Annotated in this window: 16 protein-coding genes and 1 pseudogene; 9 read left to right on the plus strand and 8 right to left on the minus strand. The window is 70.1% G+C overall.

The window, feature by feature from the left end:
* Window positions 1-21: 21 nt before the first annotated feature.
* Entirely contained in the window at window positions 22-408 is a 387-nt protein-coding gene (locus ABZZ38_RS10550; protein WP_356737866.1) for a transposase family protein, read from the minus strand.
* 285 nt (window positions 409-693) lie between these two features.
* On the opposite strand from ABZZ38_RS10550, the gene ABZZ38_RS10555 reads away from it, so the two are divergent.
* The 3 genes from ABZZ38_RS10555 (at window position 694) to ABZZ38_RS10565 (ending at window position 2356) form a co-directional block, all read left to right on the plus strand.
* On the plus strand, window positions 694-1104 hold the full coding sequence (locus tag ABZZ38_RS10555) for a hypothetical protein (RefSeq protein ID WP_356737868.1): 411 nt from the start codon (window positions 694-696) through the stop codon (window positions 1102-1104).
* A 569-nt stretch (window positions 1105-1673) separates the two neighbouring features.
* Window positions 1674-1808: a hypothetical protein gene (locus ABZZ38_RS10560; protein WP_356737870.1), complete on the plus strand. Its 135-nt coding sequence runs from the start codon at window positions 1674-1676 to the stop codon at window positions 1806-1808.
* A gap of 410 nt (window positions 1809-2218) precedes the next feature.
* On the plus strand, window positions 2219-2356 hold the full coding sequence (locus ABZZ38_RS10565) for a hypothetical protein (RefSeq protein ID WP_356737871.1): 138 nt from the start codon (window positions 2219-2221) through the stop codon (window positions 2354-2356).
* Window positions 2357-2702: 346 nt separating this feature from the next.
* On the opposite strand, the gene ABZZ38_RS10570 is transcribed toward ABZZ38_RS10565, so the two are convergent.
* The 4 genes from ABZZ38_RS10570 to ABZZ38_RS10585 form a co-directional block, all read right to left on the minus strand.
* Window positions 2703-3257 carry a GNAT family N-acetyltransferase gene (locus ABZZ38_RS10570; protein WP_356737873.1) on the minus strand — a complete coding sequence of 185 codons (555 nt, stop codon included), beginning with the start codon at window positions 3255-3257 and terminating at the stop codon, window positions 2703-2705.
* Between the two features lie 424 nt (window positions 3258-3681).
* Window positions 3682-4353, minus strand: coding sequence for a DUF3618 domain-containing protein (locus ABZZ38_RS10575; RefSeq protein ID WP_356737875.1), 672 nt, complete (start codon window positions 4351-4353; stop codon window positions 3682-3684).
* On the minus strand, window positions 4329-4775 hold the full coding sequence (locus ABZZ38_RS10580; RefSeq protein WP_356737877.1) for a phage holin family protein: 447 nt from the start codon (window positions 4773-4775) through the stop codon (window positions 4329-4331). Before ABZZ38_RS10580 ends, ABZZ38_RS10575 begins: the two co-directional genes overlap by 25 nt.
* A gap of 3 nt (window positions 4776-4778) precedes the next feature.
* Complete coding sequence (locus ABZZ38_RS10585) at window positions 4779-5573, minus strand: hypothetical protein (protein WP_356737879.1); 795 nt, start codon at window positions 5571-5573, stop codon at window positions 4779-4781.
* A 290-nt stretch (window positions 5574-5863) separates the two neighbouring features.
* On the opposite strand from ABZZ38_RS10585, the gene ABZZ38_RS10590 reads away from it, so the two are divergent.
* The 4 genes from ABZZ38_RS10590 to ABZZ38_RS10605 all read left to right on the plus strand — a co-directional run bounded on the left by ABZZ38_RS10590 (window position 5864) and on the right by ABZZ38_RS10605 (window position 7979).
* Window positions 5864-6010: a hypothetical protein gene (locus tag ABZZ38_RS10590; RefSeq protein WP_356737881.1), complete on the plus strand. Its 147-nt coding sequence runs from the start codon at window positions 5864-5866 to the stop codon at window positions 6008-6010.
* A gap of 307 nt (window positions 6011-6317) precedes the next feature.
* Window positions 6318-7496, plus strand: a complete 1179-nt coding sequence (locus tag ABZZ38_RS10595; protein WP_356737883.1) for a Cmx/CmrA family chloramphenicol efflux MFS transporter — start codon at window positions 6318-6320, stop codon at window positions 7494-7496.
* Between the two features lie 155 nt (window positions 7497-7651).
* Window positions 7652-7864, plus strand: a complete 213-nt coding sequence (locus tag ABZZ38_RS10600) for a hypothetical protein (protein ID WP_356737933.1) — start codon at window positions 7652-7654, stop codon at window positions 7862-7864.
* Window positions 7809-7979, plus strand: coding sequence for a hypothetical protein (locus ABZZ38_RS10605; protein WP_356737885.1), 171 nt, complete (start codon window positions 7809-7811; stop codon window positions 7977-7979). The genes ABZZ38_RS10600 and ABZZ38_RS10605 overlap by 56 nt, the downstream gene beginning before the upstream one ends.
* A gap of 49 nt (window positions 7980-8028) precedes the next feature.
* Here ABZZ38_RS10605 and ABZZ38_RS10610 read toward each other — a convergent pair whose 3' ends face one another.
* The gene (locus ABZZ38_RS10610; protein WP_356737887.1) at window positions 8029-9636 is read right to left on the minus strand and encodes a hypothetical protein; all 1608 of its coding nucleotides are present in this window, start codon (window positions 9634-9636) and stop codon (window positions 8029-8031) included.
* The gene (locus tag ABZZ38_RS10615) at window positions 9633-10754 is read right to left on the minus strand and encodes a hypothetical protein (protein WP_356737889.1); all 1122 of its coding nucleotides are present in this window, start codon (window positions 10752-10754) and stop codon (window positions 9633-9635) included. The genes ABZZ38_RS10610 and ABZZ38_RS10615 overlap by 4 nt, the downstream gene beginning before the upstream one ends.
* A 1339-nt stretch (window positions 10755-12093) precedes the next feature.
* Here ABZZ38_RS10615 and ABZZ38_RS10620 point away from each other — a divergent pair.
* Window positions 12094-13983, plus strand: a complete 1890-nt coding sequence (locus ABZZ38_RS10620) for an ATP-binding cassette domain-containing protein (RefSeq protein ID WP_356737891.1) — start codon at window positions 12094-12096, stop codon at window positions 13981-13983.
* A 34-nt stretch (window positions 13984-14017) separates the two neighbouring features.
* Entirely contained in the window at window positions 14018-14908 is an 891-nt protein-coding gene (locus ABZZ38_RS10625; protein WP_356737893.1) for an NUDIX domain-containing protein, read from the plus strand.
* 578 nt (window positions 14909-15486) lie between these two features.
* On the opposite strand, the pseudogene ABZZ38_RS10630 reads toward ABZZ38_RS10625, so the two are convergent.
* A pseudogene (locus ABZZ38_RS10630) lies at window positions 15487-15910 on the minus strand (transposase); the annotation flags it as partial.
* Between the last annotated feature and the right edge of the window lie 37 nt (window positions 15911-15947).

Genomic DNA, 15947 nt, shown 5'->3' on the forward strand with positions numbered 1-15947 from the left:
CGCACCGAAGACGTCGGCCAGTCAGGCACCGGCACGACCGGCCAACGCGAGGCCGACCTCGGCCAGCACTGACCGCATTCGTTCGGTGCGCTGGCTGTACCGCCGGGTCAGGCCCGCGACCTGCTCGACGAACGTCCGCCGCCCACAGGAGAGGTCTTCGCACATGAAGCGCCGGACACGAAGACACAGCACCACCCGCCGACCCACCACCGGGAGGTCAGCGGGGAACCTCAGGTAGGACCCGTGCACCCGTCCCGACCAGTTCCCGCAGCCCGGGCACCGAGCCCTGGCCGTCCGACATCGGACGCCGACTCGGACCACCTCTCCGTCGTCCTGCACCGACACCACCCTGATCCCCGGAGCCGACAGGAAGAGCAGCTCTTCCAGCCGGAGCAGTACCTCGCGCACAGCCCAGAACCATCAGCCCAGACGAGGTCGGTACCGGCGGTTTCCAGACGACCTCGCGAAAGGGGCCAGCAAGATCAACGCTGACAGGGAGTAGGCACACCACAGAACTTGAGCCGCAGCCCGCGTTCCGACGGCAGATGTCCACGACTTCGGGAGGTGCCCCGCTCGGGCCACGGGCGATATTCACAAGAACGGGAGGCACCTCGTGGACACTTCATCGGCCGGGTGGAGGGAGATGTCGGCTGGGCCGCGCGTCGACGTCGGCGTGCCCCATAAGGTGGTCTGATGTTCGATCGTTTGGAGATCAGGGTGTTGCCGCCGGGACCCCGGTTCGCTGCCCAGTTGCGGTTCTGGGTCAATGGCGAGGACGTGGTCGAAGAAGCGGTCGGCGAAGGCGGCCGCGGTCCGTACGCCGCCGTTGTGCTGCCGGCGGGGCAGCCCAGCCCCCTCCGAGCGACCGGCGAGGCGCGCCGTCTGGAGCTGGGCGAACCGGACTGCACCGGTGGCTGCTGCGGCTTCCTGACCATGGTCGTGCAGCGGCTCGGGGAGATCGTGCAGTGGTCGGACTGGGAGGTGCCATGGGCGGCGCACACCCTCAAGCCCTACCCTCCGCCGGATCTCCACTTCGACGCGAGTCAGTACGACGCCGAAGTGGCTCGCGCTGAGGCGGACCGCTGGTGGCAGGTGTACCAGTAACCCAGCACGGCGCGACACCGCCCGGCCGTCCTGCCGCAGGCCCACAACAAGTCCCACAAGCAAGTCCGCGCCCGCGTCAGAGCTACCCGCCGCAATGCTCGACCCCACCGCCGACCAAACTTTGCGCGAGACCGACGGACACCTCGACCGGCACTGGAAAAGGCTCCAGCCGCTCTACGGCCGGCACGAGGACGAGCCAGGAGTCAGTCAGGGCTGATACTTACCCGCTGACCCTTGTGTCGCCGGGAGCCCGTTCCAGCGGCTTGTGTGCCGGGACAAGGAGGAGGCGCTGATGATCGGCGGGGGCGCCCCGTGGCAGCCGAACGCGGGACGCCGGGGACTCACACGATACGGAAGGGACCTCCCCACCCGCTGCCGGCCCCTCGCCCTCGGGCGCCCGCAGGGTCGAGGCCACAACCAAAGCACGGTTTTCCCGCAAGGGCCGCGATGGTGGAGGCGCTGCCAGATGCGGGAGCCACGACCCGGTGCCAGTGTGGTGAATAGGGCTGAAGCAATTGCCAGGAGGTGCCGTCATGGGCGTAGAAGGAATGAGGCAGCGGGCCAAAGACATGGCTGAGAAGTTGCGGCAGCAGAAGGGCGAAGGTGAGCAGAGCAGCAAGACGCGACACAAGGCCCAGGGCCGTAACAAGCTCCTCGAGGAGCAGATGAAGAAGATCCAGGAACGGCGACACCGGCACCGGTGAGCCGAAAGGCCGGCCCTGGGAATGCCGACCCGAATGCGCAGGGCAAGGACCGCTCCTCCTCTGGTCGGCATGACCCGCAGCCTGAACGCGTGACCTGCACACGGAGCCGGTGACCACCCTGACGCCCGCGCCGTGGCGGGGCGAAGGTGACAACGAATTCCTGCGCCCGCCCGGCCGGCCCCTGAAGCCCCGGGGCGGGCGCAGGGACGTTTTCAGCGCATCCGCCTGGCTGGTAGCCGAAGGCCCACCACCGCGGGGCGGGCTTTGGGGCCGCGTGGTTGCGACCTGTCCGCTTGGCGGCGCGACGGGATCCGCGCCGGTGCTCTTCGGGCAGATGAGGGGCATGGATCGGGCGCGGTGCACAGGTGAAATGGGGTCGATCCGCCCGCCGGCTCGACCGTGGCCCGGCCATGCTGGCACTGGACCCGGTAGTGGTGCTGCATGCCGTCCTGGACGTAACCGTGGACACCTGCACCGCCATCGCCGAAGAAGTACGCAGTGGTCTGACCGGCCTGGAGCGCCGGGTGTTCTCCCGGGCGAGGACGTGATCCAAGAGATCTACTCCCTCACACGGGAGGTCCTGGAACTCCGTGGTTCTGCGTCGAGTCCCACAGCGAGCGGTGGACCGTGGACTTGCAGCGCCGGCAGCGCGGTGAACGTGGCGAAAGCCGTGACCGTCGACGGCAGCAACCACGACGACACCCATCGAGCGGCCGCAGCCGCAGCGGCTCCCTTGCCTTGCAGCAGCAGCCCGTCCCGCTCCTCACCACGCCCCCGCACCGCCCGGCACACAGACTGCCACCGGGTGTTCACCTGCCGTCGACACCCGTACCGGCCACGCCGACCCAGCGCAGGACCCCGCCCCTGTTTCGCCGCAGAGCCCGCCGACGCCGCTCAACCACCGGCAGGGGCAGCGACAGCGGGCAGCACATGGGGGCAGGTCCCCCCGGCGGATGCCGTGGGGACCCGCATCCGCCGCAGCAGATCACGGGTGAGGCGACGGTCGAGCGTAGTGCGCCAGTTGACGCCGGGATACCGGGAGCGTAGATGCGAAAGTGCCCTGGTACCCAGTCCGCTGCCGCGGAACGGTTCGTCGAGGACCAGGTCGGTGATCACGCCCTCAGCACACTGACCGCATGCTAGATACGTCACCCGCCCGACCACCTTGCGACCGTGTACCAGCAGAAGACAGTCCTCACCCGCCCCCTCCGGGTCGGGAGAGGGCAGCAGCTCGATGTTGCGATAGGCCAGAAGCCTGCGATGCCACCTGCCCCAGCGCCGTCCAGGACGCCGGTGCCTTCCCTCAGCCCGCCGGTGTGAGGCGCCGGCCCGCAGCTCAGGCAACCGGCCGTGCGCGGTGGTCCTGGCAAACGTCTGGATTCCCATGCACTCGCGCGTGCCCCGATACCCAGGCACCAATGCCTGCTTAATGCCATGAACACGCCACATCGGTCACTCATCCGGGGTTCCCGGTTGCCTGCCCTGCCTGATGTACCGCCCTGGCTGCGCGTCGCCCTACCGGTCGACCTCCCGCGACGAGGCACGCACGTGCCGTTGCGGAGTCCTTCCGGCGCGTTCCAGATAAGTGCTCCAGGCGGTCTCGGACATGACCGAAAGACCGATTGAGGCCCGAAAAAGCCGTGCACAACCGGTGCCAGCATGCGCATGATCTGCCATTGAGCAGGTCTGCGTCGGCAGCATCTGCGGCTGCCCCTACCCGCCAAGGCGCGAGCCGGTGGAGAACAGGGGCCGCCCCCCGGTACCGAGGGGGGCGGCTCCTGTTCCGCTTCACCGCGTCTGCCGTGCGGCCGACCGACTTGCATAAGCCCAGAAAGGCACGGGGCAGGCCAGGGATCCGGAGGGCACCAGCCCCTTATGTACGGGGTTGTCCGGGGCGGCCGGCCTGCTCGCGCATCTCATGAGCGGCGTCCCGGCTCACCTCGCGCAGCCCCTGCGCGGTGTCCTGACCGGCGCTCCGGGCCTGTTCCGTCGTGGTCTGCACCGCTTCCCGTGCCGTGGACTTGACGGCCTCCACTGCGTCGGCGGCCGGTTGGCGCAGTTCTTCCTTGATGTCCTGCGCTGCCTGGACGGCCTGTTGCTTCACCGGTTCGAGCAGCTCATCGGAGTGTTCGCGCAGCTGCTGGCCGGCTTGTTCCTCTGCCTTGGTGGTCGGCAGGAGCGCGGCGGTCAGCATGCCGGCGCCAAAGGCGATGAGACCGGCCGCGAGCGGGCTGCCCTGGGTCTGCTGCTTGACCTGAGCGGGCGCCTGCTGGACGGCTTCACCGATCTGACCGGTCGTTTCCCGGGCGGAGTCGGCGAGGCTGCCTGCTGTCCGGCCGGCAGTGTCCGCGATTCCGCCGGTGGTGTCGCGGGCCGTGCCCATCACACGCTCCTTGATGCCGGTCAACCGATTCCGGGCATCACCGACCTTGCGCTGGGCCACCCTGCGGGGGGTCACCTTGTCCGCCAGGAGGTCGACGTTGCGGGCCAGATGGGCACGCCGGTATTCCACGTCAGTCCTCAGCTCGTCGGGTGTCGCGCCCATTGGGCATCCTCCTTCAGGGATTCCATGGTTTGTTCGGGCTTGAGGTTCACGGTGCGCAGGCGTTTACGGCCGGTGGTGTACAGCACGGCCGCGACCACCGCCCACACCACCGTGACGATCAGCGCCGCCCAGGCGATGTCCATGACGTTGGCGAGGGCGAAAATGAGGGTCAGGCTGCCCAGGAGCACGGCGAGGTGACCGGCGTAACCGGCGCCGCCCAGCATGCCGACGGCCTTGCCGGCCTTCACCGATTCCTGCTTGATCTCCGCTTTGGCCAGTTCGATCTCATCACGCACCAGCTGCGACAGATCGGTGCTGATCTCGCTCAGCAGGTCGCCGATGGACGGATCGTCCGATTCGACGGAGCGTGGGCCACGTGGACGTGGGGCGTCCGTACCGGGTTCCGGGAACTGTGCAGCCACCGCTCAACTCCCCTGGATCGGCCGTTGCGGGGCCGGGTAGGGCGGCGGCGGGGTGGCAGGCGAAGCCTGCGGCGGAGGAGGGGGCGGCGTTGCCGCGGGCCAGGAAGGCGCGGGAGACTGCCCGTAGCCAGGTGCGACGGGCGGCGGTTGGAACCGACCGTGGGGGTCCGGGTGGCTCTCATACCCCGGCTGGGGGGTGCCGGCACCCGTCACCTGTGGCCGGGGCGAGGTGACCGGGCTCGAGGGAACCTGGTGCTGCCCGCTCTCAGCGCCCGAACCCGACGTAGCGGACGAGCCGGCAGCGCTGACTCCCTTGCCGGCCCGCGCGACGGCGAACCCTGCCAGCGCCGCCCCCGCCAGGAACACACCGGGCCGGCGGCGCGCAAAGTCCTGCAGGTCACTGATGAGGCCATCCGGCCCGCGCTGCTCCAGGCGGGAAGCCACCTGACGGCCGCCGTCAGCTATCTGGCGCACCACGCTCGAGGCGGTGGAATCCGGCTTGCCGCTCTCACTCATGTCCCGCAGTTCATCGGCCAGTCGGCGCACATTCTCCGCCAGACGCTGCGTCTGTGACTGCGCCTGGCCCTGGAGCTGGTCCCGCAGCTCTCCCACCAGGTCCCGCGCCTGAACAGTGGCCTCGTGAGCAACGCCCGCCGCTTGTTCCTTCGCGGTGTCGGCCACCTCGGCGGCCTTGTCACCCACCAGCCCGGCGCCTTCGCTCGCCCTGTCCTGAGCCGTGCCGGCCACCGCCGCCGACCTGCTTTGGTCCGGGCGGCTCGTGCCCTGGAAGTCGCTCAAAGCTCCTCCTGGTCAATAAAGCGATCGGTTGTCTGGCACCCGTCGCGTACCCCAATCCCCGCCACGCACCGCTTTTCCATGCGGGAAGCCACTTGTACGGCGCGGCGCGGCGTGGCGGCTGGCCAGGGTCATGCGTCACCCGGACGAGTTCGTGTATGGACTCCGCCGGGGAGCGTCTGGGGAGAATCGACCGCGCAAATCCGCGCCACGGTGAAAGCCCCGGAAGAATGCAAAGCCGCGGTGCAGGCGGCCTTTTGGAGGAATCCGAGCAGGTCAGCGACGCGAGGGGGATGACGAGGATCCACGGCAGGAACCTCAACCACATGCCCCAGCTGCACTGGGTGTACGGCTACCCCTTCGCGGTCCTGCTGATGGCGGTGGTGTGCACGAGGTCTGTACGTCATCTTCAGGAGGCGGGACCGGCTGTGGACGGATGACCGGAAACGTCGACCTGATTCGCTGTCGCCAATGACCCCTACGTGTTGCGGGACATGACGTCGGTGACACCGGCCGATGCCGGTGAAACCGAGGTGCCGCTACGGGCATCGGTCGGGTAGCGTGCGGGCCATGTCGAGTCCTGAGTCAGACAAGGTGGGGGCTTTCGGTCACGCCGTCAGCCCCATGAACCCCTGAGCTCGTAGCCCTGTCGTCGCGCCGCATTCCGTGGTGGGACGAGCGTGCCCTTGGGGCTGGCCGCGGTGACGAGATGACCTTCTCGTGCTTCTCCTCACCCCGGAGCCTTCGATGCCTCTCTCGCTGTACCTGCTCGCCATGGCGGTCTTCGCCATGGGCACCTCGGAGTTCATGCTCGCCGGCCTGTTGCCGGACATCGCCTCGGATTTCGACGTCACAGTCGGGACAGCGGGCGTGCTCACCTCGGCCTTCGCGATCGGCATGATCGTCGGCGCCCCCCTGGTGGCCGCGCTTGCCCGCGACTGGCCCAGGCGCTCCAGCCTTCTCGGCTTCCTCCTCACTTTCGCGGCGGCTCACGCTGCGGGCGCCATCACCACGAGCTTCCCGGTCCTGTTCGCCACCCGGGTCGTCGCCGCGCTCGCGAACGCGGGGTTCCTTGCCGTCGCTCTGACGGCTGCCGCCACGCTGGCCCCGCCCGACAAGAAGGGACGTGCGCTGGCCGTGCTGCTGTCGGGCACGACGGTGGCCACGATCGCCGGTGTCCCCGGTGGGTCGGTACTCGGCACGGTGTTCGGCTGGCAGGCCACATTCTGGGCTGTCGCCGCTCTCTGCCTGCCTGCAGCTTTCGGCATTCTGCAGGGCATCCCAGTGGGACGCCTGAAGGAAGCGGCGACTGCCCGGCCGGCCTTGCGAGCGGAGCTGGCCCTGCTCGCAAGGCCGCGGTTGATCCTGGTGATGGTGCTCGGCGCGCTGGTGAACGCGGCGACCTTCGGCAGCTTCACCTTCCTCGCCCCCGTCGTGACCGACACCGCCGGGCTGGACGAGCTGTGGGTCTCCGTCGTTCTGGTGCTCTTCGGCGCTGGTTCCCTCGTCGGCGTCACCGTCGCCGGCCGGCTGTCCGACCGGCGTCCCGGTCCGGTCATCGCAGTCGGTGGTCCGCTGCTGCTCGTCGGCTGGCCGGCCCTGGCGGTACTGGCCGACAAGCCGGTCGCCCTGTGCACTCTTGTGTTCGCGCAGGGCGCGCTGTCATTCGCACTGGGCAGCACGCTGATCACGCGGGTCCTCTACGAAGCGGCGGAAGCCCCCACCATGGCCGGCTCGTACGCGACCGCGGCACTCAACATCGGCGCCGCCGCCGGCCCCCTCGTCGCCGCGGCCACCCTCAGTACCGAGCTCGGGGACCTCGGACCGCTGTGGGCGAGCGGGCTCCTGGTCGCTGTCGCACTGCTCATCGCGTTCCCCCTCCGCACTGTGGTCGCGGCCGGCCGAAGCGCCGAGGTGTTCCGGTGACACATGCGAACGCTCCCTTGGACATTGAGGGCCGCCGAAGGGTCGTGGAGCGCTGCCGCAGCCGTCCGATCGCCCACGCGGCAGCCGGGGCCGGGCGTCCCCCGCGCTGCCCGTCCAAGTGGAAGAACTGATACGACACATACGGCGAGGCCGGGCTGCAGGACCGCTCCAGCGTCCCGCACTCCTCACCGGCCCGGACCCCACCCGGGGTCGTCGAACGGATTGAGCAGTTGCGGCGGGACAACGAGTGGTCCGCACGCGGGATCGCGCTCGAACCCGCGAACCGGGGCGTGCGGATCAGCGAACGCCCAGGTGGGCCGGTGGCTGGCCCACCTGGGCATCCACCACCGCCGGTTCCTCGACCCTGAAGGGTCCGGGCGGCTGGACCCAGACAGAAGCCCTCACGCCGGCCTGGCCTTCTACCAGGTCCTGGACGCACTCAAGGACCTGCCGCTGTGCTGGACCGGCACCTGCACGCCCTGAGGCCGCCCCCCTGCCCCGCAACGGACCAGACCCAGAACCCAACGGAGCACTACTGGGCGCGGGGGATCTGACAGGCCCCGCTGCCTTCCTGGCCCTTTGGCGGCGGGGACTTCCTCGGCCAGGCGAGGCCGACGAACGTCGGCCGTTCGCCGCGTACGTCCGGATCGATCCGGACGACGGCGACGGCCTTGTTGTAGGCGTTGCCCTTGTTGTCGATGCAGATCCAGCCGCTGGCCCCGTCGACCTTGTGCACCCCCCTCAGGGCGTTCCAGTCGGTGCCGATCTCCCGCAGGGTGGGGACGTAGCCGCTTTTGCGGCCCTCGGCGTGCAGCCTGATTCCCGCGATGGCGGTCTTGGCGGAGTCGTGTACGGAGACGGTGCGCGAGTCGTAGATGTCGGCGGGCCCTATCGGCCCGACGGGGGCCGGTGCCGCCAGCCGCTGCATCAGCTCGCGGACCACAGCCGGTGAGCCACCCGTCTCGGGCGGTCGGGGCTGCTTGCTGAGCCAGCCGTCGGGGTGCGAGACGGAGGTGTACAGGACGGTCACCTTGCCTTCCCACCTGCCGCCGTCGCCGCGCAGGCCGCGCAGGGCGTCCCAGTCCAGCTTCGTGTCCGCGTACAGCGTGGACGCGCCCGATCCGCTGACCACCGTGAACGGCTCCTCCTTGCACGGGCGGTTCCTGGCCAGCTCGTTGAGGAACTGCCGCAGGTGGGTGGGGCGACCGGCGAAGTAGACGGTGTTGACCTGGGGCCGCAGTACGCAGATGTCCGTGGCCATTCTCTTGAACTCGCTGGACAGTCCGCCCTCGGCGTCCGTCCCATCGGACTCGAAGGGCATCGGCTCGTGCGGCGATCTGCGCAGCTTCCCCTCGTACGCCTGCAGGAGCGACTCGTTGTAGGGGTCCGAGGACCTGGTGTCCTTGACCAGGATGGCGTGCTCGAGATCCAGGTTCTCGTCGAAGTGCACCAGGGCGTCCGCCTGGTCGCTGTTGGTGGGCGCGATCCGGGCGAACAGGGGGTAGCCGGTGAACTCGTCGCCGGTGATGGGGCCGCCGACGACCGGGATCTTCTTCTCCGTCGTCAGATACGCGATGGCCTCGGCGGTCGGCCGCACGCTGAGGTCGAAGCCGAAGACGGTACGAAGGTTGTGCTTTTTGTCCTCGGCGAGGCCGGCGAGCTGGTCGGCCACCGGCCGCCACTGATCGCGGTTCTTGCCGGGATTGGCGAGCACGAGGCGGATCTTGGGGTGTTCGCCACCGCTCTGTTTCTCGGCCTTGGTGGCGCCGTTGGCGAAGTACTGGGCGATGTAGGCACCCTGCACCTCGTGCAGAATCTGCCTCCTGACCTGTTCGTGGTCGGAGGTCATCGGGATCATCAGGGCGATGGTGACGTGCGTCTGGCCGTCGATGCGGTTGTTCTCCTCCTTGATACGCTTCATGACCTCGGTGAGGTCCTCCATGAAGGGCTTGCCGCCGCCGTCGCTGACCCCGATGCACTCGCCGTTGGTGGTGTGCAGGCCCGGGCCGCACGGGTCGGGGTCCTCAGGCCCGTACCGGTCCCACAGGGTCCATGCCACCAGCAGCGCGAGGATCACGCCGAAGGCGATCGCCACCAGGGTCACCGGGCCGTGCCCGGGCTTCTCCGGAGTGTCCGTCACTGCCCCTCCCCCGAGATGGTCGGCCGTGCCCCGGGTGCCGCCTCCCGCACCGTCACCCGCACCAGCCGCCGCTCGCGCACATCGCCTTCGAGGCGCAGTGCCCAGGCGTGGAGGAGGGCTTCGAGCTCGTCGAGGGGCGCCGCCGAGAGCCGGGCGCCCGCGTCGTCGTCGCTCACCACCAGGACCACGGGATGCGTGGTCGTACGGCGACCCACTACGCGGCGCAGGGTCCGGTAGGCGGCGAGGTAAGTGTCGAGGACGGCCCGGCCCACCGCGTTGTGCACCTGCAGGAGCATCAGCGGGGGCTGGTTCCTGTTGAGGCGGCGCAGCAGGCCGTAGTGCGCGTCGATGTCCGCGAGGAAGGCGGCGATGAGGTACTCGTTCCGGTTGGCGACTCGGGCCGCCTCCGCCCGGGCCGCCTCCTCGCGGACATCGTCCGGGTCGTCGGGACGCGGCGGGCGTGGCCGGAAGAAGTGGAACAGCCTGATGGCGATCGCCTCGCGGTTGGAGAACGCGCCGCCCTTCTGCACGCTCAGGGCCCGCCCCCACCAGCGCAGGGCCACCCGGTCGGGCCGCGGGCGTCCGGTCAGGAAGCGCGCCAGCGTGGAGAGCATCGCCAGGAGGCTGCCGACCGAGCCGGACCCCGTCAGTGGTACCTCGAGCTCGCGCAGCAGCTGGTCGCGCCGGGGCGGTTCCTCCTGCCGCCTCCGGCCCAGATCACGCACCAGGGCGCGGTGCGCGTACTGCAGCCGGTCCAGGCCGAGGTCGGCGTGGTCGGCGGCCCAGGTGTGAGCGAGGAGCCCGAGGTGGAAGCGCGGAAAGGCCGGGGCACGTCGGCCGGCTGGGCCGTTGAGCCCGGACATCCGGGTCGACAGATACCAGAAGGAGTCCGCGACCCCGTTCCCGACCGGGACCTCGGGCACGTTCACCGGCAGCCGCTCCGCGTACTTGTGGCGCAGGCTCCACAGGAGGTCGTTCTGCTGCGTCCGGTCGAGTCCGACGACCTCGATGACGGGCGGCCCGCCCTTGCGCCGCAGCCTGCTGCCCACGCTCGGCCGGTTCCGCGGCTCCATCAGCAGCCCGGAGATGACGCGGGCAAGGAGGCGCTCGTACGTCACACACTTCCCCCGTCCTCGCGGCCCCGAGCCCCGTGTGCCCGGCAGTCCCGCGTTGTTGGCGGCCATGTGTATACGGAGTTGTACGTACTGGCAAGGGGAAAAGAGTTGTGGCTGCCGGGATTGGCGTGATCTGGCGCCTGCCCGTCAGAGCTCGCTGCCGCAATGGGGCCTGGACCGTCTGGTGGGGATACGGGTGGCACTGCTTGCCGTGCCACCCGGCCTTGAGTGGAGACGAGATGCCCGGCCTTACGCCGCCACCCCGCCTTCGGGCCCATCTGAGCCACCACCCGCACCACGAGAACACCCGTGACGTCCTGTCCACCTGGTGCGCCTGAGCGAACCTCTGCCGAACCCGGCCGGGCTGCCGCCGTGGCGGATGAACGTCGGACCCACCGGTCCCCCCAGCGCCGACTACCCCCGGGGCACCGGAACTTCGGGCTTTCCCACGGCATCGGCTCCGCCCAGTCGGCACTGTCCCAGGCCCTGCTGCGCGACCTGGCCGTGCCCGGCGTGAGCGGTACCGGCCCGCGCCCGGCAGCCGGCCGGACTCGCCCTCCGCGACCGGGCACGCGAAAAGGAAGCTGAGCGCGCTTGTCGTAGCAGGCCGTGACAGCGTGCCTTGCCGCGCCATGCCGGCGCGCTGCCGGACAGGCAGCCGATCGTCACGCGCACGGGCCGGCGGACCTCTACGTCGAGCTGGAACCTGAACCGGGAATGGCACTTCTGGACGCCCGGCTCGGGCTGACGATCCTGGATGCCATCGGCACCAGCGAGGAGGCCCCACGCGACCTGTCACCACGACCTGCACCGCCGAGCGACGCGGCTGAACGACGGATACCCCGTCGGGAGGGGCCGGCGCACCCCTTGTTCACCGCACTCGCGAGCGACGGGCAGCAGAGGAGCCGCCGCGGCCTCGTGAACGGGTGCGCATTCGGAGCCGGGCTGCTCCCCGACGAGCCGCAGGACCAACTCACCGCGGAGCTGCGTACCGGCAACGGCACGATCCGCGAACGCGTCACCCGCAAACAGTCGAGTCCCACGTTCCGAGCGCCTGCCCGATCGAATAACGCGGTGTAAGCCTCGGCTCCCCCGGTCCAGGCGTCGCGCGCAGCGCAGCGCACGAGGCCGGCGTCGGCCTCGGCGTCGGCGTCGGCGTCGGCGTTTCGGCCAACCCTCCTGCCTCGCCCTCCCGTTGCAGGAGACGGGTCGATGCATCCCCCACGCTCCAACACGCGCTCAATCTCGGGATTCCGCAACCGACCGAAACACAGGTGTTCGATATCCCGCCCGGGTCGTTGAGCTTCACGACCACGTCGAACGACCGCCAAGGGGGACCACGTTGACCTCGGCCGCCACGAACGAACAGCAGGACACCGCGCCTCCTCCGCCACCGCCGGCGGAGATCACCTACAGCGGGCAGTACTCCGTCAATCCGCTCGCCGAGGTCTCCTTCCGGCTGATGTGCGGGCAGATCCCGGCCGTCCTGGGCCGGATCGCCCGGCTGTCGTGGCGGACCGACCGGCGAGCGGTGCGGCTCCTGCTCGGCTGCCAGGTGGTCACCGGCGTCTCGGGCGCCGTGCTGCTGACCGCCACCGCCCGCGCCATGGAGCCGCTCCTCGGGGGCGGCTCCGCCGGCGACCGGCTGCACGGGGCCCTGCCGGCGCTTCTGCTGGTGACGCTGGCCGCCGCGCTGGGCCGCGGCGCGGGAGCGGTGTCCACGTACGCCGAGCGGCGGATCACACCTCGGCTGATCACGGAGACGGACAGTGCGCTGGTCGAGGCGGTGTGCCGGGTCGAGGCCGCGGCGTACGCGGAGGACGGGTTCTCGGACCGGCATGAGGCGGCCGAGATGGGGGTGATCCGCACCCATGTGATGGTCACCGACGCCCAGCGGTTCCTGTCCGCGCTGATCCGCATGGTCACCGCCGGCGGCGTGCTGTCGGTACTGAACCCGTTGATGCTGCCGCTGCTTCTGCTTGCCGTGCTGCCGGCCGGTGTCGGCGCGGTCCTGACCGCCCGGGTCGACTACGAGATCCACTACGCCAACGTGGCCGACCGCAACGTGCGCGGCATGATGCGCTGGTGGGCGACCACGTCGAAGTACGGAGACGAGGTCCGCGCCAACTCGATGACCGACTACCTCGTCCACTGGTACCGGGCCCTGTCCGACCGGTGCGACCGGCGCACCCTGGCCGCCGCTCCGAGGACGCTGCGGATCGCGCTGCTCTCCTCGCTGGCCGGTGGTGTCTTCCTCGTCGCGACCTGGGGGGCCCTCGCGTGGCTGGCCGTGACCGGCCGTATCGAGCTCGCGGTCGCCGCCACGGCCGTCATCGCCGTCCAGACCACGCTCGCCGCTCTCTCCCAGGTCGTCATCAACGGGGCCGCCGTCTTCCACACCAGCCTGTACCTGAGCGATATGCAGTCCTTCCTCGATGACGCCGCGGCCCGGGTCCCCAAGCGTGGCGATCACGTGCTCCAAGCCCCGGTCGAGGTGATTCGGCTCGAGGAAGCCGTCTACCAGTACCCGGGCGAGGACAAGCCCGCCGTGGACGGTGTCTCGCTCACCCTGGAGCGCGGCCGGATCCTCGCGATCGTCGGGGCGAACGGCTCGGGGAAGTCCACGCTCACCCGGCTGCTCACCGGGATCTACCTGCCCGACAAGGGTAAGGTCACCTGGAACGGCACCGACCTCGCCGACGCCGACCCGGCCACCGTCTGGCGCCGCACCGGTCTGGTGCCGCAGATCTTCGCCCAGTGGCCGCTGCGGGTCCGCGACAACGTCACCCTCGGCCAGCCCCGCACCCACGACGACACCCCGGTGTGGGACGCCATCGACGCGGTCGGTCTGCGCGAAGCCGTCGAAGACCTCCCGGCGGGCCTGGACACTCTCCTGTCCCGCGACGTCTTCGGCGGATCGGAGCTCTCCGGCGGCCAGTGGCAGCGCGTCGCCTGCTCCAGGGCCCTGTACAGGCAACCGGAGCTGCTGATCCTCGACGAGCCCACCTCCCAGATGGACCCGCGCGGCGAGCACCGGATCTTCGAGCGGATCAAGGCCATCGCCGCCGACCGCATCACCATCGTGGTCACCCACCGTCTGGAGAACACCAAGATCGCCGATCACATCATCGTGATGGAGCACGGCCGGATCACCGAACAGGGCCATTACGACGACCTCGTCCACGCCGGCGGAACCTTCGCCGAGCTCCTGGAACTCTCCCAGGACCGCTGACCGCCCCTTCCCACCCCGACTCGAGGAGCTGTCCGTGATCACCACCGAGGAACCCCGCGGGACTGCCGCGCTGCTGGTCGATTCCCGCGGCCGGTACCTGCTGCACCTGCGCGACGCGAACAAACCCATCTGTGACCCTGGCACGTGGAGCATCCCGGGAGGCGACCGCGAGGGAGTGGAGTCCTGCCGGGAAGCGGTCGAGCGGGAGCTGCGGGAGGAGACCGGCCTTACCGTGCCGCTGGAGGAGTTCACGGTCGTGGACAGTCCGGGCCCGGACGGAACCAAGGGCCGCATCCGCGTCTACCTCGGGGCCTGGGACGGCAACGCCGACGAACTGCCCTGCCCCGAAGGCATCATGTTCCGGCACTTCGACGCCGCGACCATCCCGTACCTGACGATGTGCCCCTGGACGAAGGAGGTCATCGATCTCCACCAGGCCGGGACCCCCGCCCCGCCCGCCGCGCCGGCGCAGAGCCGCCCTGGCAGCCGCGCGCGCCTGAATGTCCTCGGCGTGCACCTCTACCTGGAGCAGGACGGCAAGGTGCTGCTCGGCCTGCGCCACCCCGACGCCGCGTTCGGGGCCTCCACCCACCACTTCCTCGCCGGACACTGCGAGCAGGAGTCCGCCGCCGGGTGCCTGGTCCGTGAGGCCGAAGAGGAAGCTGGGCTGGTCATCGAGCCCGCACACCTGGAGCTGGCGCACGTCGTGCACATGGTGGACGAGCCGGGCGGTCGGCCCCGGATCGGGATGGTCTTCCGCGCGCACCGCTGGCAGGGAGAGCCGGTGGTGCGTGAGCCGGACAGGTGCGTCAGCTGGGATTGGTGGCCGGTCGACGCGCTCCCCTCCCCGATCGTGCCCTACACCCGGGCCGCGATCCACGGCATCCAGGCCGGCCGCCTCTACAGCGAACTCGGCTGGACGTGACCGCCTTGAGGACCATTCGGACCGACGGGACCGGTGGCGTCCCGAGCGCCGACCGCTGGGAGCCACTTTGGGGCCAGGGCCGCCGGTACCGACGGCTGGATGACCTGGATGACGCCGAAAGGCGGCTGCCGGACGAGCACCTCGGCCCGGCCGGGGACGCCCCTCGCTCGATATCGGCAGCGGCGACGGCTCCCTGGCCCGCCGCCTTCATCACCGGTTCGGGTACCGCACCACCGGCATGGACTGCGCCCCCAGCGCCGTCGCCCTCGCCGCCGCCCAGGCACCGGGCCCCGCCCGGGCCCGGTGTGGCGGTGCGTGGACTTCACCACGCACGACCTCAGGAAGCTGCCGGACCCTGCGTACGCGGCCCTCACCTGCCCCCTGGTCTACCGGTGGATGGACGACAAGCCGGCCCTGCTCGACCGCGTGCGGCGGATCCTGGCACCCGGCGGTATTTTCCGGGTCGTCACCGAAATCGCCGGACGCCGCGAGGACACCGATCCGCTCCAGCACCTGGGCATCACCACCACCGAGGTCGAGACCCTCACCGCGGGCTGGTCCGTCGTCCGGACCGCCGACCGGGGCGGGTGGCCCATCGCGTTTGGCTGCCGCGGCGGGGCGGCCCTGCACAGGACGCGGTCCGATCGCATCCGGGCCAGGACCTGCACCGGCAGATCCTTGAGGAGGAAGACGAGGCGGGGAGCGTCGTATCCGGCGTCCGCGATGACGAGGATGTCGGGGTCGCCCATCTGCCACTGCCCGGCGGTGATCAGCCGCTCGAGCAGATCGCGCAGTGACCGGGCTGTGATGGTGGCGGTGTCGTCTCCGGGTGCCGGCCGGAGCACGTCCAAGGGTGCAGTCCACGAGCTGCGGCCGGCTTCGAGCGCGCAGATGATCGAGTATGGCAAGCCGGGAACGGGAATCGCTGGCCTTGCCCCGCCCGTAGGTGTGACACAGGATCCGCTGCGGTCAGGTGCGCGCGTCGGGCCACAGCCAGCAGGTGAAGGCACCGTGGTTCTGCGGCGGGGCGCTCGTCATG

This window comes from Streptomyces sp. NPDC006368, assembly GCF_040612535.1.
Lineage (GTDB): Bacteria > Actinomycetota > Actinomycetes > Streptomycetales > Streptomycetaceae > Streptomyces.